Source organism: Ruegeria marina, from assembly GCF_900101475.1.
Lineage (GTDB): Bacteria > Pseudomonadota > Alphaproteobacteria > Rhodobacterales > Rhodobacteraceae > Ruegeria_B > Ruegeria_B marina.
The window spans coordinates 81,257-105,036 of the sequence record NZ_FMZV01000017.1 but is presented as its reverse complement, the minus strand read 5'-3'; the positions used below and the strand labels follow the sequence as shown (position 1 = coordinate 105,036).

Here is a 23,780-nt window from a genome sequence, read left to right as displayed (position 1 = left end):
TTAGGCCTCCCAGATCGGCACGCCCTCGCTGAGGGTAATCGCGGCGCGGGCCTGGTCCAGCTCCTCGGGCGGGATCGCCTCGAGGTTGCGGTCCATGATCACGATATCGGCGAGGTATCCGGCGGCCAGCCTGCCGGTGCGGTCCTCGGCGAAGCCGGCATAGGCGCCGCCCCAGGTATAGCCATGCAGCGCCTCGTGCAGGGTGCTGGCATGGCCGGGATCGCCATCGCGCCAGGGCTGCCGCAGCACCGCCGCCTTGACCCCGCGCATCGGGTTCAGGTCCGAGACCGGCCAGTCCGAGGCGAAGGCGATGGGCACGCCCTGCGCCCGCAGGCAGGAGACCGGAAACGCCCAGGGCCAGCGCGCCGCACCCACCCGGCTGCGCCAGGGTTCAAGCGGGAAATCCATCGCGCCGGGCGGATGCGGCGGCTGCATCGAGGCGACCACACCCAGTTCGCGGAAGCGCGGCAGGTCGTCGGGATGCAGCACTTCGACATGTTCGATCCGGTGCCGCGAATCGCGCGGGCCGTTGGCGCGGCGCGCGGCCTCGTACCCGTCGAGCACCCGGCGCACCGCGCCGTCGCCGATGGCATGGACCGAGATCTGCAACCCGCGCCGGTCGGCCTCGATGGCGGCCTCGCGGAAGCGGTCCGCCGAATGCAGCGGTTCGCCGCGCCAGCCCGGCCGGTCGGCGTAATCCTCGACCATGACGGCGGTGGAACTGTCGACCACCCCGTCCATAAACATCTTGACCCGCCTCGCGCTGAGCCGGTCGGTGGCGAACTCGGCGGCAAGCTCGGACGCCTCGGCCAGCGACGAGACCGGTTTCGACGGGGTCAGGTGGAACGGAATCTCGGTACGGCAGATCAGTTCGCCCGCCTGTTCGATCTCGTGCAAGAGATCGAGCTGGTAGCGGTTACCGTCCATGTTGTGCAGGCTGGTGAAGCCGTAGGACGCGCAGAGTTTCAGCCCGTCGCGCATCACCGCCAGGTCCTCGGCCCGTTGCGCGGGGGTAGGCGGCGTTTCGGGTTCGACGCCCAGCAGGCCCAGGCTTTCGCGCCCGCCCGAGGAGCGCAGCGCCATCACCGGGTCAAAAGCCGCGTGTTCGCGCAGCTCGCCCGCGGCGGTGCCGTCGGAGGCCACCACCACCTCGTTGCCGGGCGGGGTGTCGCGGCCATGCATCAGACCGGCGGCGGTCAGCGCGGCGGTGTTGGCCCAGGCGGTGTGGTGATCGCCCGCAAACAGGATCAGCGGCCGGTCGGCCAGCGCCTGGTCGAGCAGCTGGCGGGTGGTGGTGACGCCCTCTCCGAACAGGTTGTAATCGGCGGCCTTGCAGACCAGCAGTGCCTCTTGCGGATTGGCCTTGGCATAGGCCTGCACCTTGTCGCGCAGCGCGGCCAAGCCGTGCACGCCGTCGAGTTGCAGGAAACGCTGGCCGAAGGCCCCGGCGAAAAGATGCAGGTGCGCCTCGACCAGGCCGGGCAGAACAGTGCCGCCCTGCGCGTCGATCCGGCGCGCGCCGGGGGCAGCCAGTGCGACGATATCGGCGTTTGAGCCAACCGCCAGAATGCGCCCGCCGGAGATGGCAAGCGCCTCGGCCCGGGGGGTGGCCAGATCCATCGTCAGGACCCGGCCGTTCAGGATCACCAGATCAGCGTTGCTCATCGAGCTTCCTTTGTGCGTTTGAGGGGAGAGGTGGCGGCGAAGCCGTCATCGAACACGAGGGCGACCAGCGCGGCAATGGCCTGCATAACCTCGGCCCGATGGGCGTCGAACGTCATCGCATCATTCTTGATGTAAGAGAAATAGCGCATGGTCCAGGTGTCATAGAACAGCCGCGACAGCACATCCGGGTTAGGCGCTGTGCCATTGCGCAGCACCATGTCGTAATCGCTCATGAACGTGCCGATCAGCTTGCGGAGCTCTTGATCCGAATTGGTGAACTGGCGTTCGAACTCGGACTGCGGGCGGCGGATATTGGCCGCCTCGGCATAGCGCCAGACCCGCTTTCCGGCGATCTGCATGGTCTTGGCCGTCAGGTCGATAAGGAAGGCACCCAGAACCTCGGCAAAGGGCTGGCCGGTTTCGCGTGGCAGGTTCATGTGGTTGGTCCGCTCGCGCTCTGCCCCTTCGAAGATCAGCGCGCTGAGGATGTTTTCCTTGGACCCGAAGTAGTTCGACACCGTGGGTGGCGAAACCCCGGTCTCCTGCGCGATGTCGGCCAGTGTCGTTGCATCGAAGCCGTTGACCGCGAACAGGTGTCCGGCGGCATCCAGAATCTCTTGCCTGCGCCGAGCCTTCTTACGGCCGCGCAGACCGGTTTCGGAGCTGTCGCCCGTGTCGACCTGCTCACTATTTGGGCGCTCGAATGCCAAGCCGATTTCCCATGCAAAAAAGTTTTTCTAAGAAAATTTTTTTATTGACTGAAATATTTTTGTCAATAGCACTTTATTGCAGGCAAGTGTTCAGCGCACGGCAACCCAAAGGGCGTTCATGATCGAAATCGACAAGGTGACCAAGACTTTTGGCGCGGGTGACGTGGCCTTTACGGCACTCCGCGACGTGAGCGTCACGATCCGGGAAAACGAGTTCTTTACCCTGCTGGGTCCGTCGGGCTGCGGCAAGACCACATTGCTGCGCCTGATCGCGGGGTTCGAACCGCCGACCATCGGCGCCATCCGGCTGAGCGGGCGCGACATCACCCGGCTGCCGCCAAACCAGCGGCCGGTGAACACGGTGTTCCAGAACTATGCCCTGTTCCCGCATATGAGCGTGGCGGGCAATATCGCCTTTGGGCTGGAGATGCTGGGCAAGCCCAAGGACGAGATCGCAAAGACGGTCGACGAGATGCTGCGACTGGTGCGGATGGAAGAGCTGAAGCATCGCAAGACCTCGGAAATCTCGGGCGGGCAGCAGCAGCGGGTGGCGCTGGCGCGGGCGCTGGCGCCGCACCCCGAGGTGCTGTTGCTGGACGAGCCGCTGAGTGCGCTGGATCTGAAGCTGCGCAAGGAGATGCAAATCGAGTTGAAGCGGTTGCAGAGCGAGACCGGGATCACCTTTGTCTTTGTCACTCATGACCAGGAAGAAGCGCTGACCATGTCGGACCGCATCGCGGTGATGAGCGGCGGGCGCATCCTGCAAATCGGGAACCCGCGCGAGATCTACGAGCGGCCCTCGGAACGGTTCGTGGCGAACTTCATCGGCGCGTCGAACTTTTTGAACGGGCAGTTGTCGGCCGGGTCGGTGACGCTGGAGGCGGGCGGAACATTCACGGTCGAACCGCCGCAAGGCGTGGCCGACGGCAAGGTCAGCGTGCTGATCCGGCCCGAACATGTGACCGTGGCAGGAACCGGCACCGACGGTGCCGCGCTGACCGCGACGGTGGAAAACGTGGTCTATTCCGGCGAAGCGACCGTGGCACATCTGAAACTGAAGACCGGCGAGGCGATCAAGGCCCGCGCATCGAACCTGCCCGGGGCCAGCGGCCTGCTGGAGACGGGTGTACAGGTGGGCGTGTCGGTGGCGCCGGGCGCGGTCACGGTGCTGGTGGACTAGGCACATGAGCGAACAGGCCGCATATCGCCCCGGAGAGCTGGAAGCCGAAGCCCAGGCCGCCGACAACCGCAGCCGATGGATGCTGGCGCTGCCGGCGGTGGTTATCATCACGCTGGCGGCGGCGGGGCCGCTCATGGTGATGGTGGTCTATTCCTTTCTGACGCCGGGCGATTACGGCAATGTCGTGTGGAAGTTCTCGCTCGAAGGCTGGATGAACACGCTGGTGCAGCGGGACATCTTTGACGACACGCTGATCTGGGCCGATGCGCATCTGTCCATCTTCTGGCGGTCGTTCTCGCTGTCGCTGATCACCACGGTGCTGACGTTGATCTTTGGCGTGCCAACGGCGTGGTTCATCGCCACCCAGCCGCCCGGCAAGCGCGAGTTCTGGCTGTTCCTGATCACCGTGCCGTTCTGGACCAACCTGCTGGTGCGGACCATCGCCATTCAGGAGCTGTTGCGGTCCGAAGGGGTGATCAACCTTGTCCTGCTGAAACTGGGGATCATCGACGCGCCGATCCAGATGATGTTCACCAATTTCGCCATCGGCTTCGGCATGACCTATGTCTATCTGCCGCTGATGGTGCTGCCGGTCTATGCAGCGGTGGACAAGCTGGATTTCCGCCTCGTCGAGGCGGCGCATGACCTGTATGCCGGGCGCTGGACCGCGTTCCGCCGGGTGATCCTGCCGCTGATCAAGCCGGGCATCATCGCGGGCTCGATCCTGGTCTTCATCCCGTCGCTGGGCGCCTATGTGACGCCCCGGGTACTGGGCGGCGGCAAGAACCTGATGTTCGGCAACCTGATAGAGTTGCAGTTCGGTCAGGGCCGCAACTGGCCGCTAGGAGCGGCGCTGTCGCTGATGCTGATGGCGGCGGTGATGATTGCGCTGATGTGGTATGTCCGGGTGACATCGAGGGAGCAATCCGATGGCTGAATCCCGCATGCAGAAACCGCCAAAGGGCTATTCGGTCCGCACCCTGCCGGGCTTCGCCATCGTGGCAATCTTTACCCTGATCACGCTGTATGCGCCGATCGCGATCCTGGTCATGTTTTCGTTCAACGCGGGCACCTCGATGGCGATCTGGGAAGGGTTCAGCCTGCGCTGGTACCAGCAGGCCGTCGCCAACGAGGCGGTGCAGGATGCCGCCATGCGGTCGCTGTTCCTGGCGCTGGTCGCGGCCTCGGTGGCGACGGTGGCCGCAACGATGGCAGCAATGGCCACCACCCGGACCCGCCATTTCCCCGGCAAGACGATGATCTATGCGCTGATCAACCAGCCGCTGATGGTGCCCGAGATCGTCACCGCCGTGGCGCTGTTGATCGTGTTCGCGGCGATCAAGGTCTGGACCGGGCATACCAGCATGATCTACCTGATCGTCGCCCATACCGCGTTCTGCGTGCCCTTTGCCTATCTGCCGATCCGCGCCCGGCTGGAGACCATGGACCTGTCGCTGGAGACCGCGGCGCAGGATCTTTATGCCTCGCGCTGGCTGACCTTTCGCCGGGTGACCCTGCCGTTGATGTGGCCGGGGATCGTGGCCGGGCTGATGCTGGCCTTTGTCATCTCGCTGGATGACGTGGTGATCACCGAATTCGTCAAATCCGCGGGACAGGAAACTCTGCCCACGTATATGCTGGGGCAATTGCGCCGCGTGGTCACGCCCGAGGTCAACGCGATCTCGACCGTGATCCTGCTGGCGGGCGCGATCCTGGTATCGCTGTTTTTCCGCCTGACCTCGAAACGGGGCTAGGCGCATTTCAACCGGCCGCGAGAGCCGGGACCAAACGTGAACGGACCAACAAGGAGAGAACATCTATGAGACACGTACTTGCCGCGGCATCCGCGCTGGCCCTGATGGCCGGAGGCGCCTATGCTAAGGAACTGAACATCTATAACTGGGGCAACTACACCAACCCCAAGCTGATCGAGAAATTCGAGGCCGAGACCGGCATCAAGGTGACGATCACCGATTACGACAGCAACGACACCGCGCTGGCCAAGGTCAAGGCGGGCGGTCACGGGTTCGACATCGTGGTGCCGACCCATACCTATGTGCCGATCTGGATTTCCGAGGGGCTGTTGGCCGAAACCCGCCCCGACCAGATGGAAAACTTCAAGAACATGGACGCCAAATGGGTCGATGTGGATTGGGACCCTGGCCGGCATTACACCGTGCCATGGCAGTGGGGCACCACCGGCGTTGTGGTGAACACCAAGTATTACAGCGGCGATATCAACACCTCGGCCATCTTCCTTGATCCGCCTGAGGAACTGCGGGGCAAGATCAACGTGGTGCCCGAAATGGGCGACGTGATGGTCATGGCGATCATGTATGCGGGCGGCGAACCCTGCACCGACGACAAGGAAGTGTTGAAGAAGGTTCACGAGACGCTGCTCAACGCCAAGCAGCATTGGCTGGGCATGGATTACGGCAACCTGGAGAAATTCGCCAAGGAAGACCTGTGGGCGGGCGTGAACTGGAACGGCTCGACCTTCCGGATGCGGTTGCAGAACGAAGCGATCGCCTATGGCTATCCCAAGGAAGGCTATCCGCTGTGGATGGATTCGGTCGCGGTTCTGAAGGACGCCAAGAACATGGACGAGGCCAAGGCGTTCCAGAACTTTGTCATGGACCCGGAAAACGCGGCGCTGATTTCGGAATTTGCGCGTTATGCCAACGGGATCTCCGGATCCGAAGCCTTCATGCCCGAGGACATGATGACCGCGCCCGAGATCGTGATCCCCGAAGAGCTGAAGGCCGCCGGCAAGTTCAACGGCACCTGCGCGCCGGAGACACAGGCGCTCTATACCCGGATCTGGACCGACCTTCAGAAGTAAGGTCATGAGACAGGAAAGGGCCCGGTAGCGGGCCCTTTCGCTGGCCCTTTTTTCGAACGGGGCGACAGCCTTCTGAGAGGAACAATGACCTTCTATCGCAATGCCGACCCGCAGGCGCCGATCCTGCGGGGCAAGGAGCCGCTTGGCCGGCGCCTGCCGCCCTATGACTGGGATCGGGCGCCCTGGAACCGCTGGACCTTCCAGAACATCCGCATGTGCGTGCCGACCGAAGAAATCGCGCGCGGACCCGACGCGCTGGATTGGCAAGAGGCGCTCCAGGACCTGTCGGGTGTCGCGTTCACCGGCTGGGACGGCAGGCCGATGACGCTGGCGGATCTGCTGGCGGATTATGCCGACGGGTTCCTGGTGGCGCACCGGGGGCGCATCCTGCACGAGAGCTATCACAACGGGATGACGCGCGGGTCGCGCCACCTGCTGATGTCGGTGTCAAAGTCGATCACCGCGACCACCGTCGGCATCCTGATCGACCGGGGCCTGCTGGACCCCGCCGCGCCGATGACCGAGTACCTGCCCGAACTGGCGGCGACAGGCTGGAAGGACGCGACGCTGCAACAGGTGCTGGACATGACCACAGGCGTCCGGTTCGTCGAGGATTACGAGGATCCCGATTGCGATGTGGCGCGGCTGGAATTTGCCTCGGGGTGGAAGCCGCTGCCGCCGCATATGGCGCCGGGGTCCTGTCCGGACAACACGTGGGATTACATCCTGTCGCTGACCGAATGCGAGGCCGCGCATGGGGCACGGTTCAGCTATCGCTCGATCGAGACCGATCTCTTGGGCGTGCTGATCGCGCGGGTGAGCGGGCAATCGTTCGCACGCACCGTGTCCGACTTGCTTTGGGCGCCGATGGGCACCGAGACCGGGGCCTATGTCACCGTCGACCGCAACGGCACCCCGCTGGTCGATGGCGGCATCTGTGCCAGCCTGCGCGATTGCGCCCGGTTCGGCCAGACCATGCTGGACGGCGGCCGCGCCGGTGGGCGGCAGGTGATCCCAAGCGCCTGGATCGAGGATGTGCGGGGCGGCGACCACGGCCTGTTCGACGACAAGATCCGCGATTTCATGTCTAACGGGCGCTATCGCAACATGTTCTGGATCCGCGATGTCGCCCGGCCCACGTATACATGCAAAGGAATTTACGGGCAGCTTATCTATGTGGATCCCGAACGGGACCTGGTGGTCGCCAATCTGTCGAGCTGGCCCGAATCTCTATCGGACATGCGCGATTCCAACACCTTCCGGGCAATCGACGCGATTGCCGCCGCACTCAGCTGAAGGGGAAAGACATGTCGGACCTGATCTATCTTACCGCGACCGAGGCCCTGGCCCGGTTCGCCGACAGGAGCCTGTCGCCGGTCGAATTGCTGTCGGCGCAGATCGCCCGGGCCGAGGCCACGGCAGTGACCGTCAACGCCTTTACCCATACCCATTTCGACGAGGCGATGGACCTGGCACGGGCCGCCGAGGCGCGCTGGGTCAAGGGCGCGCCGAATGGCCCGCTGGACGGGCTGGCGGTGGCGATCAAGGACGAGAGCATGATCGCGGGCAAGCCCACCTCGAGCGGCTCGCTGATCATGCAGGATTTCGTGGCCGACCATACCTCGCCCATGAACCAGCCGATCCTGGCCTCGGGCGCCATCGTGCATGCGCGCACCGCAACGCCCGAGTTTTCGTGCGCCGGGTTCACCTGGTCGCGGCTGTGGGGGGTGACGCGCAATCCGTGGAACCGCGAGTTCACCCCCGGCGGGTCGTCGGGCGGGTCGGCGGCGGCGCTGGCGGCAGGGACAACGACGCTGGCCACCGGGTCGGACATCGGCGGGTCGATCCGTATCCCGGCGTCCTGCTGCGGGCTGGTGGGGTACAAGCCGCCCTATGGGCGCAACCCCGACGACATCCCGTTCAACCTGGATTTCTATTGCCATACCGGGCCGCTGGCACGTTCGATTTCGGATGCGATCGTGCTCCAGAACCTGATGAGCGGGCCGAACCCGTTGGATATCTCGACCCTGAAGCCCAAGCTGGTGCTGTCCGACAGCTATCCCGACATTCGCGGCTGGAAAATCGCGCTGTCGATGGATCTGGGCAGTTTCACCGTGTCCGAGGACGTGCGGCGCAACACGCGGGCGGCGGCGCAGGTGTTCCGCGATCTGGGCGCGACGGTGGAGGAGGTCGAGATCGGCTGGGGCCCGGAAGTGCCCGAAGCCTGCTGGGCCTATCTGACCCATATCTTTGGCGGTGCCCTGTCCGAGGAGCTGGAGACCCATGGCGACCTGATGACCACTTATTGCCGGGCCTTCGCGGAAAGCTCGCTGAGTTCCACCGCCCGCGATTTCGTGCGCTCGCTGCAAGTGGCGGGCGAAAGTTACAAGAAGCTGGGGCCGCTGCTGGAGCGGTATAATTGCCTGATCTGCCCCACCAACGCTTTGCCCGCCGTGCGCGCCGATTTCGACCCCTCGGCCGAGGGGCTGGAGATCGAAGGGATATCGGTGCGGCCCGAGCTGGGCTGGGTGATGACGACGCCCTTCAACATGATGAGCCGCTGCCCGGTGATCTCGGTGCCGTCGGGCTTTGCCGGCAACGGCGTGCCGACCGGCATCCAGATCGTCGGACCGACCTATAGCGACGAGGTGGTGTTCCAGACGGCGATGGCCTTCGAGGCGGCGCAGGGTGGCTGGTTCGCGGACGCGGCGGGCAGGCCAAAACTGACCTAAGCGGGAACTGCCCCGGAAATGTGAGTTTCGCATTCCTCAGCCATGGCTTATGGTGCCGCGACCAGACTGCCAGGGCAAAGGACAGCATGTCGAAATTCGATGGATATTTCCTGCGCCAGTTGCTGGTGTTGTGCGGGTTTTTCGCCTTTGTCCTGGTCGGCGTGTTCTGGATTAGCAAGGCGGTCAGTCTGTTTGACAAGCTGATCAGCAGTGGCCAGACGGCGATGGTGGCGCTGGAGTTCACAGCGCTGTCGCTGCCGTCGCTCATCCGCACGGTGATGCCGATGGCGGTCTTTGCCGCGACCGTCTATGTCACCAACCGCCTGAACCGGGAAAGCGAACTGACCGTGATGCTGGCCACCGGAACCAGCCCGATGCGGCTGGCGCGGCCGGTTCTGCTGTTCGGAATGATCTGTGCCGTGATGCTGGGCACGATCACGCTCTACCTGCGCCCGGCCTCGTTGCAGCGGCTCGAGGCGCGGCAGGCCGAGGTGGCGGGCGACATGACGGCGCAGCTCTTGAACGACGGCCAGTTCATGCATCCTGTCAAGGGGGTAACTGTCTATATCGGCAAGATCGACCGGGATGGCACCCTGAACGATGTCTACCTGTCCGACCGCCGGCGCCCGGAACAGGTGGTGACCTATACCAGTTCCAAGGCGTTCCTGGCCCGCAGCGGCGAACAGATGGCGCTGGTCATGGTCGAAGGGACCGCCCTGCAAATGGATGCCAAGACCAAGCTGCTGTCGACCACGATTTTCCGGGATTTCTCCTACGACATCTCGGCGCTGGCCAAGCGCGATGAGATGCGCCCGCGCGATATTCGCAGCATTCCGACATTGGAACTGAACCGGGCACGGTTGCGCGGACCTGGCGCCGACACCCATGGTCGCGGCGAGATCATGGAGGAGTTGCAGGAACGCCTGTCCTGGCTTGCCATCAGTGTTGCTGTGGCCATGGTGGGCTTTTCGACCCTGATGCTCGGTACATTCTCGCGCTTTGGACTGTGGCCGCAACTTCTCGGCGCCTTTGCGCTGCTGGTCGCGATAGAGGGGCTGCGCGGGGTCGCCTCGGCGACCGTGGCGGAACATCCGAACCTGTGGTGGCTGCAACATGCGCCGGCGCTGGGGGGGATCGCCCTGTCCTTGCTGTTTCTGAGGATCGCGGGCCGGCCGGTTCGACTAACCCGAGGCAGCCGGGCCGGAATGGCATGATCACGTAATCAGAGCTTGAGCGCTGTCTTTCTTCCTTCGTGGATGGCGGCGGCGGCCAGACGTGGCGCGGCGGCGTCACCGATGCTGACCGCCGCGATACCCATTCCGCGCAGCGCGTCGGCCAGGCCGGTTTCAGGCGTGTTGGCGGTGGCCAACACAAGGCTGTCGGCGGCGATGACCTCGGTCTTGCCGGTCAGCAGCGACAGCACCTCTGCGCCCGTATCGGTCCAGCCGGACAGCGCGCTTTCGGTGACGAAGCGGACACCATGCCCGGCCAGCATGGCGCGGGCCGGGAAATCGGTGGCCGAGCGGGCCAGTTCGCGCCCGATCATCGGGTCGGGGGTGACGATGGTCACCTTGTGGCCCTTTTCCGCCAGATGCCAGGCGGTGCCGATGCCGCGCCAGTTGCCGCCCTCGTCCAGCAGCACGACATGGTCGCCAAGGCGGGCCGCGCGGGTCATCACGTCCTGGATCGACCAGACCTGCCCACGCCCGATCCCCGGTAGACTGGCCACATGCGGCAGCGCCTTTTGAAAGCCGGTTTCGGGCGGGGCGGAACCGGTGGCGAGCACCACGTGGTCGGTGCCAATGGCGGCGATGTCGTCGGCCTCCAGATAGGTGTTGTAGCGGATCTCGACCTGGAGCTTGCGCAGCTGACGTTCGTACCATCCGATCAGGTCGGTGATCTGCGCCCGGCGCGGTTGCAGCCCGGCGAGCCGGAATTGGCCACCCGGTTCCGGCCCCGCCTCGGCCAGGATCACCCGGTGCCCGCGTTCGGCGGCCACCCGGGCGCATTCCAGCCCGGCCGGCCCGCCGCCCACCACCAGCACGGTTTTCGGCGTGTCCGTGCGGGTGAACCGGTCGCCACCCCAGAGGTATTCGTGCCCGGCGGAGGGGTTCACCAGACAGGAAATATAGTAATCGCGCCCGCGTCGACCCCAGCATTGCTGGTTGCAGCTGAGGCATCCGCGAATGTCCTGCGCAGCGCCCCGTTCGGCCTTGGCCACCAGATGCGGGTCGGCGATCTGGCCGCGCACGATCGACACCAGATCGGCCCGCCCGGCGCCCAGTACCGTATTGGCGTTGTCGGGCGTGCGGATATTGGCCTCGGCGGTGACCAGCGCGGTCAGGTTGGCCTGTTTCAGGCGTTCGGCCAGATCGGCGCCGAGGTTCTCGGCATACTGAAAGCTGGGCAGAAGCTTGTAGAAGTCGAAATAGCTGCCCGCGCCGACGGTCACGTAATCCATCAGCTCCTGGGCGTCGTGCAGCGCCACGATCTCGACCATCTGGTCATGACTGAGGCAGACCGGTTTGTCAGAATCGTCGTTGACCGACAGGCCAATGATGAAATCCGGGCCGCAGGCGGCACGGATTCGGGCCATGATCTCGCGCGACAGCCGGGTGCGGTTTTCCAGGGAGCCGCCCCATTGGTCGGTGCGCTGGTTGGAAAACGGGGTCCAGAACTGGTCAAGCAGGCAGTGATAGGCGGCCCAGACCTCGACCCCGTCGAAACCGGATTTCTGGCAGCGGATCGCGGCATCGACAAAACCCTGAATGGTTTCCTCGATCTCGCCTTCGGTCATGGCGTGGCTGCCATCGTTGTCATGATAGCTGGGCCCGCCCGAAGGCGACCAGTTGGCGTGCCAGGAGTTGTCCCAGTCGCCATGCGCACCGACATGATAGAGCTGCTGGATCATCACCGTGCCATGTGCCTTGCAGGCCTCGGTGATGCGGGCGAAATGCGGGATGACGTCATCGCTGGAATGCCGGAAATTGCCGCGCGTCAGCACGGCGGCGGCATGGACCGGCATCGGCTCGACCACGATCATCGCGGCGCCGCCCATGGCGCGTTCCTCGTAATAGGCCAGATGCTGGTCGCCGGGCAGGCCGTCATGGGCCATGTTGGTGGTATGGGCGCCGAACACGATCCGGTTCTTCAGTTGCTTGTGGCGCAGCTGGACCGGGGTGAAGACATGTTTGAAGCTCATATGTCTTTCTCCAGCGTATCAAGCCCCGCGCGCAGGCTGTCGCCCATGCCAGCCGCCTCCATATGCAGGCGCAGGCGCTGGTTGTAGCCGCCCGGCGTGTTCAGTGCCTCGATCAGGCTGGCGCAATCGGTGCCTGCCAGGCTGGAGGCGACCAGCGCGCGCAGGAACGCCTCGCCCTGTTCGGGGTCGGAGACGCGTGCGCCCAGCCACTGGCCTGCGTCACCCACCATCCGGACCACAGGCGACAGCACCGCCTGGGCGCAGAGATAGGCCGCCATCTCCTCTGCATCCTTCAGCGCAAAGATCTGGTTGCGCGCGCCAAAGAGTGCAGCAACCAGATCGGCGTCGCCCTGCATCATGATCGGCGAGCCGCCCTGCGCGATGCCCGGAAAGGGCATCATGATCGCGGCCGCGCGGGCGGGTGCGACCATCTGCGCCACCTGTTCCAACGTGGCGCCCGCCATCAGGGTGATCACCTGCTGGCCGTCGCAAAAGACCAGCGCACCAAGAATGCCCGGCGCCTGTTCAGCCATCAGGCCGAGGATGACGATATCGCTCTCGTCGACGACCGCCTGGTTGGACGCGACCGTGACGTTGGGATAGGCTGCGGCCAATGCCTGCGCATTGGCCGCGCTGCGTTCGGACACGGCGATCGAATGCCCGTCTCCCGCGATGCCGTGGACGACGGCGGTTGCAATGGTTCCGGTTCCGAGCACCCCGATCCGCATGTCAGATATCCTTCATCAGCCTCAGCGCGTCATAGATCGCGGCATGGGTGTTGCGGGCGCTGACCGCATCGCCGATGCGGAACAACTGGAACGCGCCGTCGGGGTTGGTTTCGACCATCTGCGGGCGCCCGTCGATCAGCGCCTGATAGTTGACCTCGCCTCCGTTGCGCGACAGCGGGCGCAGGTCGAAATAGAGGTCGGCATTCGGCATGGTGCCATAGTTAACCACCACCTGATCATAGGTCTGGTCCTTGGTGAAGCTGCTGTAATCGGTGCCGATTTTCGCCCGCAGCCGGTTGCCGTCGCGGGTCACGTCCAGCAGACGGCGGGTGACGGTGAATGTCACATCCTTGTCCTGAAGCGCGCGCATATAGGGCACCAGATTCATGCCCATGATATCGGGGGCAAAGCTGCGGTCAGGGGTCATCACCTCGACCGATGAGCCGGAATTGGCGGCGATCTCGGCCGCCATCACGCCCGGGTGGTCGCCGCTTTCGTCATAGATCAGCACCTCGCGCCCCGGTTTCACATCGCCCGAGATCACGTCCCAGGCGCTGACCAGCAGGTCGTTCTCGCGCCCGGATTCGAAGAGTTTCGTATTGGGCAGGCCACCGGTGGCAACGATCACCACATCGGGGTTCAGCGCGGTCACATCCGCCACCTCGGCCCAGGTATTGAAGCGGAACTCGACATCGCGGGCGGCGCATTGCGCCATACGCCAGTCGACGATGCCGATCATCTCGCGCCGGCGCGGGTTCTGCATGGTCAGGCGGATCTGGCCGCCGGGATCCGGCTGGGCCTCGAACACGGTGACATGGTGGCCGCGTTCGGCGGCGACGCGCGCGGCCTCGAGCCCTGCCGGACCTGCCCCGACGATCACGACACGCTTGCGGGTCTGCGCAGGCGAAATCTGATGCGGCATGGTCAGTTCGCGCCCGGTTGCCGGGTTGTGGATGCACAGCGCCTCCCCCGCCTGATAGATCCGGTCCAGGCAATAGGTGGCGCCGACACAGGGGCGGATATCGTGTTCGCGGCCCTCGACGATCTTTTGCACCAGATAGGGGTCGGCCATATGGGCGCGGGTCATGCCCACCATGTCGAGCTGCCCGGTGACGATGGCATGGCGCGCTGTGGCGACATCGGGGATTTTCGAGGCATGGAATGTGGGCATGCCCACCTCGGCCCGGACCCGCCCGGCGAAATCGAGATGCGGCGCGGCCTTCATCCCCTGCACCGGGATCATGTCGGTCATCGCCGGGTCGGTGTGGATGCGGCCCCGGTTGACGTTGAGATAGTCGAGCTGCCCGGTCGCCTTGAACATATGGGCGATCTGCATGCCCATCTCTTCGGTGATGCCGCCTGTCTGCGCCTCGTCGGGGGCAAAGCGGGTGCCGACAATGAAGTCTTCGCCCACCCGTTTGCGCACCGCGTCGATGATGTCGAGCGTCAGTTGCATCCGGGTTTGCAGCGTCGCCTTGCCATAGGGGCCGTCCAGCTCGTTGGTCAGCGGCGAGATGAACTGGTCCAGCAGATGACCGTGGGTCATGATCTCGACCCCGTCCAGCCCCGCCAGTTTCATCTTTTCGGCGGCATCGGCGAAATCGCCGATGATGCGGGAAATATCCCAATCCTCGGCCAGTTTCGGAAACCGCCGGTGCGCCGGTTCCCGATCCGAGGTCGAGCTGACCGAAGGCAGCCAGGCGCCCTTGTCCCAGCCGGTGCGGCGGCCCAGATGCGTGAGCTGGATCATCACCGCGCAACCATGATCGTGGCATTCGTCGGCCAGCTTCTTCATCCAGCCCACCACCTCGTCGCGCCAGACGAGGATGTTGTTGAACACCGGCGGGCTGTCACGGCTGACCGAGGCGGAACCCGCGGTCATGGTCATTGCCACGCCGGCCTTGGCGCGTTCGACGTGATAGGCGCGATAGCGGTCCTTGGGCAGGCCGTCCTCGGGATAGGCCGGTTCATGACTGGTGGTCATGATCCGGTTCTTCAGGGTCAGGTGTTTCAGCTGATAGGGTTGCAGCAGTGGGTCGCGGGACATGGTCTTTCCTCAGTACCAGGCGTCGGGCATGGAGGCTTTCTTGCGGTCGATGAAATCGCACAGCGCCTCGTCGGTCGCTTCGTCCATCGGCGGCGCCTCGTAGGCGTTCAGGATATCCTTCCACCGCCGGTTGGCGCGGATGGCATAGTCGGCGCTGCCCTGTTCGAACCAGGTCTCGTGGGTCTGGTCGTCGTTCAGGCCGCTGTCCCAATAGGCGGTTTCATAGTGGCGCAGCGTGTGGTCGGTGCCGAACATGTGCTCGCCCGGCCCGTTCTGGGCCAGCGCGTCAAAGCCCAGCGTATCCTCGTTCACCTCGATCCCGGCCAGATAGGAATGCAGCGCGCCGCACATGTCGGTATCCATCACGAATTTCTCGTAGGACATGCTGAGCAGTCCGTCGACAAAACCGGCCGAGTGCAGGATGTAGTTGGCGCCGCCCTGCACCGCCGACATCATCGACATCATCGCCTGCTGCATGGCCTGCCCGTCCGGCGCCTTGGAGGTCGAGAAATTTCCGGCGCAGCGCAAGGGCATGTTCAGGCGACGGGCCAGCTGGCCCATCACCAGCGAGCCCAGCGCCGGTTCCGGCGTGCCGAAGGTCGGGCTGCCCGAGCGCAAGGACATCGACGACAGGAACCCGGCCAGGATGGTCGGCGCCCCGGGACGGGTCAGCTGGGCGATGGCGCAGGAGGCCATGGATTCGGCCAGGCACTGCGCCACGGCTCCGGCCATGGTCAGCGGCGACACCGCACCGCCCAGCAGGAACGGCAGGTGGATCGAACCCTGCCCCGCCGCCGCGTAGGTGCGGATGCCCGAGGCCGTGACCCCGTCGATCACCAGGGGCGAGGTGGTGTTGAAATTGCCCATGATGACGCAGTTCTGATCAACGAAATCGGCCCCGAACAGGATATGGCACATCTCGATACTGTCGGCGGCGCGTTCGGGCGCGGTGATCGAGCCGAGGAAGGCCCGGTCGGAATAGCGCATGTGCGAATAGACCATGTCCAGGTGCCGCTTGTTCACCGGGATGTCCGTCGGCTCGCAGATGGTGCCACCTGAATGATGCAGCCAGGGCGAGGACTGGCCCAGCTTGATCAGGTTGCGGAAGTCCTCGATCGTGCCGTAGCGGCGGCCATTGTCCATGTCCATCACGAAGGGCGAACCATAGGCGGGCGCGAAGACCATCGCGTCGCCACCGATATCAACCGAGTTGGCCGGGTTGCGGGCATGCTGGGTGAACCGGGCAGGCGCGGTTTTCAGGATCTCGCGCAGCATCCCCGGCTCGAACCGGACGTTCCAGGTGCCCGCGCGGATGTCGGAAACCTGTGCGCCGGCCTTCTTGTAGAGCTTCATGCTCTCTTCGTCGTCGCGCAGTTCGATGCCGATCTCGGCCAGGATCCGGTCGGCGGTGGCCTCGATCCGCTCCAGCGCCTCGTCGCCCAGCAGGTCATAGGCGGGGATCTTGCGGTTAATGTAGGGGACCCGCAGATGCAGGTTCTGTCCCGGTTCCGCGGACCGGGTGGATTTGTCAGAGCTGCGGCGCGAACGCCGAGTCCTTGTGGGCGCTTGAACGGTCATGGGTGAAACCTGCGATAGACAGCGAAACTGATCTATCTGCGCCCGACTTGACATATGTGTCAAGTATCTTGTGCAGAGGTGTCAAGACTGCTAGGTCTTGCCGCATGACGATTGCGCCGAAACCCTCCAGTACCGAGGCCGCCTGGCTGGCTGCCGCCTATGACCTGTTGACCGAGAGCGGGGTCGAGGCGGTCAAGATCATGCCGCTGGCGCAGAAACTGGGCGTCGCGCGCACCGGATTTTATTGGCATTTCAAGGATCGCGAGGCGCTTCTGGAGGCGATGGTTCGGCAATGGGAGGCCAAGAACACCGGCAACCTGGTGGCCCGGACCGAAGCCTTTGCCGACAGTATCGTCGAGGCGATGTTCAACCTGTTCGACTGCTGGCTCGACGACGAATTGTTCGACGCGCGGCTGGATCTGGCGATTCGCAACTGGGCGCGCAACGATACGGCGCTTCAGGCGCGGCTCGACCTGGCCGACACGGCGCGTCAGGATGCGGTGGCCGCGATGTTCCTGCGATTCGGCTATTCCGGACAGCAGGCCAGGGTCCGGGCGATGACGGTGATGTATACGCAGGTCGGCTATATCTCGATGCGGATCGAGGAGAACCCCAAGACCCGGCTGGCCAACATGCCGGACTATGTCGAGGTGTTCACCGGCGTCGCCCCGTCCACCGGCGATATCGAGCGGTTCATGGCGCGGCACCAGGAAAATGACGGGCGCTAACCGGTTGTAAACCGACCCGCAGATACCGTCCGGGGAACAGGAAGAATCCCCGGACAGGCAAAATGCCCCGTTTTCATCGACCAAGTGCCATCGTTGTGCCCCTGCTGCGGCTGGCCGCCTTCTGGCTGCTGGCGCTGACCGCGCAGGCGGCGGCGGTCGACCCCGGCATCTCCGGCCTGTGCGACACGGCCGCGCGCCGTGCGGCGCGGGCGCATGACGTGCCGTTCGACGTGCTGCGTGCCATTACCCGGGTGGAAACCGGGCGCAGCAGCGGCGGGACGCTGGAACCCTGGCCCTGGACCGTCAACATGGAAGGGGCCGGACACTGGTTCCCTTCGCAAGCTGCCGCGCAGAGGTTCGTTTTTGACCGGTTCAAATCCGGCGCGCGCAGTTTCGATGTGGGCTGTTTCCAGATCAACTATCGCTGGCATGCCCAGGCTGTTGATTTCCGCTGAGAATTGACCCGGTATTTTCACCGAGATTTGACCCACCCTCAGTATGCGTTTTTGTTCATGACCCGGTCAATGTAGCGATCTCCCTTCTTGTCTTCTTGGCGGCCTCGGAACTGGCCTTGAAGCGGTAGCTGTCGTTGCCGGTTTCCAAGATGTGGCAGCGGTGAGTGAGCCGGTCCAAGAGCGCGGTTGTCATTTTGGCGTCGCCGAAGACCTGGGCCCATTCTGAGAAACTGAGATTGGTGGTGATGATCACGCTGGTGCGCTCGTAGAGTTTGCTCAGGAGGTGGAACAGCAACGCTCCGCCTGATGAACTGAACGGCAGGTAGCCGAGCTCGTCGAGGATGACCAAGTCAACCTTGGTGAGCATCTCGGCCATTCTGCCGGCCTTTCCGAGCGCCTTTTCCTGTTCCAAGGCATTGACGAGTTCCACTGTCGAGTAGAAGCGCACTTTGCACCTGTGATGCTCGATGGCCTGGACGCCGATGGCCGTTGCGATGTGGCTTTTGCCGGTGCCCGGCCCACCAATCAGGACAACATTCTCGGCGTTTTCCATGAACGCGCCACGGTGCAACTGCCTGATGGTGGCTTCATTGATCTCGCTGGATTTGAAGTCAAAGCCCGCGAGGTCCTTGTAGGACGGGAAGCGCGCCACCTTTGTGTGATAGGCGATGGATCGCACTTCTCTCTCTGCCATCTCGGCCTTGAGCAACTGGGACAACATTGGCGTCGCGGCCTCAAAAGCTGGCGCGCCCTGGGCGACCAGATCCTCGACGGCCTGCGCCATGCCATGCAGCTTGAGGCTGCGGAGCATGATCACAATTGAGGCGCCTGCAGGGTCATGACGCATGACGCTTCTCCCCAGCCTGTCTCAGATCGTCATAGCGGTCGACGTTGGCCTTTGGTGCCGTTTCCAAGGCCAAGGCATCCGGCGGATCAACCTCTGGAAGATCGGTCTGTTTGCGGTCGATCAACCTGTGAAGCAGGTTCAGGATGTGCGTCTTGGTGGGCACGCCAGCTTCCAGCGCCAGTTCTACGGCGCACAGAACGGCGTCTTCGTCGTGATGCAGGACCAGGGACAGGATATCGACCATCTCCCGGTCACCACCCTCTTTGCGCAACATGTTATCCTGCAGGCGGCGGAAGGCTTCGGGCTTCTCGGTGAAAGGCGCGCCGTTGCGTAGGGCCCCGGGTTTGCGCTGGATCACCGCCAGATAATGGCGCCAATCATAGATGACCCTGCCTGGTTTGTGGTGCGACCGCTCGATGATGCGGCCATGGGTGCAGACGGTTTGGCCTTCGGCCGCCACGACCAGCCGGTCTGGATAGACATGCAGGCTGACGCGGCGGTTCGCGAAGCTGGCCGGAACGCTGTAGCGATTGCGCTCGAAGGTGACCAAGCATGTCGGCGATACCCGTTTACTATGCTCGACAAACCCATCAAAGGCCGGTGGCAGTGCCATCAGCATCGGCTTCTCTGCTTCCCAGGCATCAGCAATCGTGCCGGGCAGGTCCCGGTGCTTTGTCTCGGCCCACAAGGCAATACAGCGATCCTCCAACCACTGGTTCAGCTCGTCCAGATTCCTGAAGACAGGCATGACCTGCCACAGGCGGTTACGCGCATCCTGAACGTTCTTCTCGACCTGCCCCTTCTCCCATCCGGCGGCCGGGTTGCAGAACTCGGGCTCGAAGACGTAGTGGCTGGTCATCGCCTTGAAACGCGCGTTGACGTCCCGCTGTTTGCCGCAGCCAACCCGATCCACCGCCGTCTTCATATTGTCGTAGATCCCGCGCCCGGGAACGCCGCCGAAGACGCGGAACGCATGTCAGTGGGCGTCGAACAGCATCTCGTGAGTTTGCAGCGGGTAAGCTCGCACCAGGAACGCCCGGCTGTGCGACAGCTTGATATGGGCGACCTGCAGCTTGATCCGCTCGCCGCCAATGTTCGCCCAGTCTTCGCTCCAGTCGAACTGGGACGCCTCGCCGGGCTGAAACACCAGGGGCACGAATGTGCCACGCCCCGTCGTCTGCTCTGCCCGGTGTCGGTCCGAGTGCCAAGCCCGAGCAAACGCCGCCACGCGACCATAGGAGCCACCATAGCCAAGCTTGACCAGATCAGCGTGCATTTGCTTCACGGTGCGACGTTCCTTGCGCGATTTCCACGTCTGCACCAGCAACCAGGCCGACAGACGATCCGCATACGGGTCCAGCTTGCTTGGCCGAGATGGCGTCTTGAACTTCGGCTCGACCGCGCCTTCGCGCAGATACTTTCTGATGGTGTTGCGTGACAGGCCCGTGCGCCGGGAAATCTCGCGGATTGGCATTTTGTCACGCAATGCCCAGCGTCGGATAACACTCAAAAATCCCATGTCGATCACTCCATATCTCCCCGACCAAACCCGTCGGGGCAGCGTGTTCACATGGGTCAAATCTCGGTGGAAAATTATGAGGCTACCGGGTCAATTCTCAGCGGAAATCAACAGCTCGGACATCTACGACGAAGGTTTGCTGATCCCGCCCTGCAAGCTGGTGGACCGGGGGAACCCAATGCGCTGCTGATGGATATCATACGCGCCAACAGCCGCGAACCCGTCGCCAACGAAGGCGACATCTATGCCCTGATTGCCTGTTGCGAGGCCGGGGTACGGCGATTGACCGGGATGATGGATGAATACGGGCTGGATGATCTTGTCGAACTGGGCAACTACATCATCGACACATCCTATCGAGGAACGCTGGCTGCCATCGCCGAGATCCCCGAAGGCAGCTATCACAACATGATGCGCGTGGACGGGTACGAAGCAGAGCTTGAACTCCATGCCACCCTGACCGTCAGCGGCACCGGCATGCATGTCGATTTCACCGGGACTTCGGGCTTTTCGCGAAAGGGTATCAATGTTCCTCTGAATTACACCACCGCCTACACGGTCTTTGCCCTGCGTTGCATCGTCGGGCCGGACATTCCGAACAACGCCGGTTCGCTGGCCCCTTTCACCGTCGGTGGTCCATCGGGTTGTATCCTGAATGCGCAGCGCCCGGCGCCGGTTGCCATGCGGCATACCCTGGGGCAGGTCACGCCCGATCTGGTACTTGGTTGCCTGCATCAGGCCCTGCCCGGCCGGGTGCCCGCCGAAGGAGCGTCCTGCCTGTTCGATCTGCCGATGCGCCACGCGCCCGAGGTCGCCCGGGACGGAGGGCGACAGTTTGCAGTCGAACCCGTGGACAATGGCGGCACTGGCGCGCGGCCGCACTCGGACGGGCTGTCGACCACCGCTTTTCCGTCGGGCGTATTGGGCAGCCAGGTCGAGATTACGGAATCCGTCGCACCAGTCATCATTTGGCGCCGGGAACTGCGGCCCACTTCCGGTGGTCCGGGCCAGTTTCGTGGCGGCCTGGCCCGCCGAATCAAGTCCGGTTCCAGCGCGCTCAGCCTGACCGCGGCGGAGTCATTGGTGGCTGCAATCCAGGCGCTTGGTGTCAGCCGCGTCGGCTTCTCCTCGCCCTATCTGGGCGAGATCAACGATCAGGCAGTGGCCTTTCTCGCGTCGATCGGCATCGAGACGGTCTGCCGTGCCGACATCGGCCGCGAGTTGGGCAACTATGGTCAAGGCGAACTCTCCCCTAACGAGGTGTTCGATCTTGCCATTCGCGCCGACACCCCACGGGTCCAGGCAATCGTGCTAAGCTGCACCGACATGCGCGCGGTCGAGGCGGTAGACCGGATCGAGGCGCATCTGGACAAGCCGGCGGTGACATTGAACCAGGCATTGATGTTCTGCCTTAAACGGGCACTGGGCCTTGCGCGCCACGACCGACTGCCGGGACGCTTGTTTGACCGGCTCTGAAAGGTACAAGAAAACCATGCGCAGTTTCATCGCCATTCCTGTCCCCGATGCGATAGCCGAGCATCTGGAACGGCTCCAGCGCCGCATCGGCCTGGGCCGCCCGGTGCCGCGCTGCAATCTGCATCTCACGCTGACCTTTCTCGACGACCGACCAGAGGAAGTTCTGGAAGATCTGCATCACGAGTTGCTGGCTGTGCGGGGCGCGCCCTTCAGCGTTCCGATGGGAGGGATCGGTACTTTCGGTCCGGCACTCTTTGTCGAAGTTGCGGCTGACCCGAACCTGTCGCGGCTGCACGACATGGTCGCGTCGGCCTGCCGCAGGGCCGGGATCACAATGCAAAAACGCAGGTTTCGCCCGCATGTCACGGTGGCGCGTCTGCGTCCCGGTGCGACGCCGCCACCCCTGCCAACCGGTTTGGCGCAAACCGATCTTCCCGACCTGCCGGTCGCGGGATTTGCGCTTTACGCTTCCACCCTGCACCCCAAGGGTGCACGGCACGAAGTTCTGGCCGAATATCCTTTTTCACCCTGAACCTCAGGGCTCTCCCGCACCGATCTCTTCCTTGCGCCGTGCCACATAGGCATCCAGCGCCTCACGCACACCCGGGTCCATTGCAGGCTCCTCGTATTCCCGCAGCGCCTGCTGCCAGATCCGGGTCGCGCGCTCGGCGGCATCGGCTGCGCCCGCGGCTTCCCAGTTCTCGAAATTCTGCCAGTCCGACAGGATCGGGCGATAAAATGCAGTCTCGTACCGCTCCATCGTATGCGCAGCGCCAAAGAAATGCCCGCCCGGCGGCACCGCCGCCATCGCATCGAAGCCCAACGCGCCATCCGAGAAATCCACCGGCCGCAGGAATTCCATCATGTTCTGCATGATCTCGACGTCGAGGATGAATTTCTCATAAGACGCGGTAAGCCCGCCCTCCAGCCATCCGGCAGCATGATAGATGATGTTGGCCCCGCCCAGCACCGCGCCCCAGGTCGCCATCATCGTCTCGTAAGCGGCCTGCAAATCGACCGCGTTCGAGGCGTTGGAATTCGATGTCCGATAGGGCAGCCCATAGCGCCGCGCCAGCTGCCCGCCGATTATGTTTGCCTTGGTGTTCTCCGGCGTGCCAAAGGCGGGCGCGCCCGAGCGCATGTAGACATTCGAGGTGAACGAGCCGTACATCACCGGCGTACCCGGCCGCACCAGCTGGGTCAGCACCACGCCAAACAACGCCTCGGCATTCTGCTGCGCCAGCGCGGCGGCCAGCGTCACCGGCGTCATCGCCCCCATCAGGGTAAAGGGCGTGATCGTCACCGGCTGGCCATGTTCGGCCATCGCGATCAGCCCGTCCCCCATCGCGTCATCGAAGAGGCGCGGCGAATTGACCGAGATGATGGTGATCACCCCGGGATCGGCGGCCATCTGCTCCAGCGTCTGACCCCGCGCGATCGCCATCATCTCGATCCCGTCCAGCGCCCGCCCGCGCCCGATCGCGGTGCAGTGGAACGACAGGTCCGACAGGGTGAGATTGGCCAGATAAGTGTCCAGATGCCGCGAATTCGCGGGCATCTCGACCGGCGCCATCACCTGGTTGCCGATGATATGGATCGCGTTGAAATGATGCGCCAACCGGATGAAGTTGCAATAGTCGCCATAATTGCCCGACCGTCGCCCGTTGACCCGGTCATGCACGTTGGGCGGCCCGGCCACCAGACCAAAGTTCAGCGCATTGCCGCCCATCTCGATCCGTTTTGCCGGGTTGCGGCTGGTCAGGGTGAATGTGCGCGGCACGGTGGCCAGCGCCGCGTTCACCAGCGACTCGTCAATTCGCACGATGCCTGTATCGCGATCGACCAGCGCGCCGGCCTGCGCGAACAGGTCCAGCACGTTGTCACCGATCACCCTGATCCCCAGCTCGGACAGAACGCGCATCGAAGTGGCGTGCAACCGCTCCATCTGCTCGGGTGAGGCCAGTTCAAAACCGGGATAGGGGTTGCGCACCTGTTCCCAGGGCAGCTGTTCGATGCCGCCGCCGCTGCGCGCGCTCTTGCCGCGCCGGCCTCCTGTCCTGCGATCGGCCAT

General features: G+C 63.9%; 19 protein-coding genes and 1 pseudogene. 11 read left to right on the top strand and 9 right to left on the bottom strand.

Annotated features, from left to right (window positions below; translation table 11 throughout):
* Both BLT75_RS19680 and BLT75_RS19675 read right to left on the bottom strand, forming a co-directional pair.
* The gene (locus BLT75_RS19680) at positions 1-1,665 is read right to left on the bottom strand and encodes an amidohydrolase (RefSeq protein WP_093036014.1); all 1,665 of its coding nucleotides are present in this window, start codon (positions 1,663-1,665) and stop codon (positions 1-3) included.
* Positions 1,662-2,375 carry a TetR/AcrR family transcriptional regulator gene (locus BLT75_RS19675; protein ID WP_093036011.1) on the bottom strand — a complete coding sequence of 238 codons (714 nt, stop codon included), beginning with the start codon at positions 2,373-2,375 and terminating at the stop codon, positions 1,662-1,664. The genes BLT75_RS19680 and BLT75_RS19675 overlap by 4 nt, the downstream gene beginning before the upstream one ends.
* A 118-nt stretch (positions 2,376-2,493) precedes the next feature.
* Between BLT75_RS19675 and BLT75_RS19670 the strand changes: the two genes are divergently transcribed.
* The 7 genes from BLT75_RS19670 (at position 2,494) to lptF (ending at position 10,343) form a co-directional block, all read left to right on the top strand.
* Complete coding sequence (locus BLT75_RS19670) at positions 2,494-3,555, top strand: ABC transporter ATP-binding protein (RefSeq protein WP_093036008.1); 1,062 nt, start codon at positions 2,494-2,496, stop codon at positions 3,553-3,555.
* 4 nt (positions 3,556-3,559) lie between these two features.
* Positions 3,560-4,492 (top strand): ABC transporter permease, encoded by a 933-nt coding sequence (locus BLT75_RS19665; RefSeq protein WP_093036005.1) that lies wholly within the window; start codon positions 3,560-3,562, stop codon positions 4,490-4,492.
* The gene (locus BLT75_RS19660; protein ID WP_093036001.1) at positions 4,485-5,309 is read left to right on the top strand and encodes an ABC transporter permease; all 825 of its coding nucleotides are present in this window, start codon (positions 4,485-4,487) and stop codon (positions 5,307-5,309) included. Before BLT75_RS19665 ends, BLT75_RS19660 begins: the two co-directional genes overlap by 8 nt.
* A gap of 65 nt (positions 5,310-5,374) precedes the next feature.
* Positions 5,375-6,397 (top strand): ABC transporter substrate-binding protein, encoded by a 1,023-nt coding sequence (locus BLT75_RS19655; protein WP_093035997.1) that lies wholly within the window; start codon positions 5,375-5,377, stop codon positions 6,395-6,397.
* 84 nt (positions 6,398-6,481) lie between these two features.
* Positions 6,482-7,693 (top strand): serine hydrolase domain-containing protein, encoded by a 1,212-nt coding sequence (locus tag BLT75_RS19650; RefSeq protein WP_093035994.1) that lies wholly within the window; start codon positions 6,482-6,484, stop codon positions 7,691-7,693.
* A gap of 11 nt (positions 7,694-7,704) precedes the next feature.
* Positions 7,705-9,129: an amidase gene (locus BLT75_RS19645; protein ID WP_093035991.1), complete on the top strand. Its 1,425-nt coding sequence runs from the start codon at positions 7,705-7,707 to the stop codon at positions 9,127-9,129.
* A gap of 86 nt (positions 9,130-9,215) precedes the next feature.
* The gene (gene lptF / locus BLT75_RS19640) at positions 9,216-10,343 is read left to right on the top strand and encodes an LPS export ABC transporter permease LptF (protein WP_093035988.1); all 1,128 of its coding nucleotides are present in this window, start codon (positions 9,216-9,218) and stop codon (positions 10,341-10,343) included.
* Between the two features lie 8 nt (positions 10,344-10,351).
* Here lptF and BLT75_RS19635 read toward each other — a convergent pair whose 3' ends face one another.
* The 4 genes from BLT75_RS19635 to BLT75_RS19620 are packed head-to-tail and all read right to left on the bottom strand — an operon-like array spanning position 10,352 to position 16,684.
* Complete coding sequence (locus BLT75_RS19635; protein ID WP_093035985.1) at positions 10,352-12,331, bottom strand: oxidoreductase; 1,980 nt, start codon at positions 12,329-12,331, stop codon at positions 10,352-10,354.
* A complete protein-coding gene (locus BLT75_RS19630; RefSeq protein WP_093035982.1) occupies positions 12,328-13,059 on the bottom strand; it encodes an NAD(P)-binding domain-containing protein in 732 nt (243 codons plus the stop codon). The genes BLT75_RS19635 and BLT75_RS19630 overlap by 4 nt, the downstream gene beginning before the upstream one ends.
* A gap of 1 nt (position 13,060) precedes the next feature.
* Complete coding sequence (locus tag BLT75_RS19625) at positions 13,061-15,106, bottom strand: NADH:flavin oxidoreductase (protein ID WP_093035979.1); 2,046 nt, start codon at positions 15,104-15,106, stop codon at positions 13,061-13,063.
* Positions 15,107-15,115: 9 nt separating this feature from the next.
* Positions 15,116-16,684 (bottom strand): trimethylamine methyltransferase family protein, encoded by a 1,569-nt coding sequence (locus tag BLT75_RS19620; RefSeq protein WP_093035976.1) that lies wholly within the window; start codon positions 16,682-16,684, stop codon positions 15,116-15,118.
* A 104-nt stretch (positions 16,685-16,788) separates the two neighbouring features.
* On the opposite strand from BLT75_RS19620, the gene BLT75_RS19615 reads away from it, so the two are divergent.
* Both BLT75_RS19615 and BLT75_RS19610 read left to right on the top strand, forming a co-directional pair.
* Positions 16,789-17,412: a TetR/AcrR family transcriptional regulator gene (locus tag BLT75_RS19615; protein WP_093035973.1), complete on the top strand. Its 624-nt coding sequence runs from the start codon at positions 16,789-16,791 to the stop codon at positions 17,410-17,412.
* A gap of 62 nt (positions 17,413-17,474) precedes the next feature.
* On the top strand, positions 17,475-17,867 hold the full coding sequence (locus tag BLT75_RS19610) for a hypothetical protein (protein ID WP_245706591.1): 393 nt from the start codon (positions 17,475-17,477) through the stop codon (positions 17,865-17,867).
* A 55-nt stretch (positions 17,868-17,922) separates the two neighbouring features.
* On the opposite strand, the gene istB is transcribed toward BLT75_RS19610, so the two are convergent.
* Both istB and istA read right to left on the bottom strand, forming a co-directional pair.
* The gene (istB, locus tag BLT75_RS19605) at positions 17,923-18,714 is read right to left on the bottom strand and encodes an IS21-like element helper ATPase IstB (RefSeq protein WP_093035970.1); all 792 of its coding nucleotides are present in this window, start codon (positions 18,712-18,714) and stop codon (positions 17,923-17,925) included.
* A pseudogene (gene istA / locus BLT75_RS19600) lies at positions 18,704-20,233 on the bottom strand (IS21 family transposase). The gene istB and the pseudogene istA overlap by 11 nt, the downstream one beginning before the upstream one ends.
* A gap of 189 nt (positions 20,234-20,422) precedes the next feature.
* Between istA and BLT75_RS19595 the strand changes: the two are divergent.
* A complete protein-coding gene (locus BLT75_RS19595; protein WP_176828141.1) occupies positions 20,423-21,709 on the top strand; it encodes a hydantoinase B/oxoprolinase family protein in 1,287 nt (428 codons plus the stop codon).
* A 16-nt stretch (positions 21,710-21,725) separates the two neighbouring features.
* Complete coding sequence (gene thpR, locus BLT75_RS19590) at positions 21,726-22,241, top strand: RNA 2',3'-cyclic phosphodiesterase (protein WP_093035967.1); 516 nt, start codon at positions 21,726-21,728, stop codon at positions 22,239-22,241.
* A gap of 3 nt (positions 22,242-22,244) precedes the next feature.
* Here the strand turns inward: thpR and BLT75_RS19585 are convergent, their stop codons facing one another.
* Entirely contained in the window at positions 22,245-23,780 is a 1,536-nt protein-coding gene (locus BLT75_RS19585) for a trimethylamine methyltransferase family protein (protein ID WP_093035964.1), read from the bottom strand.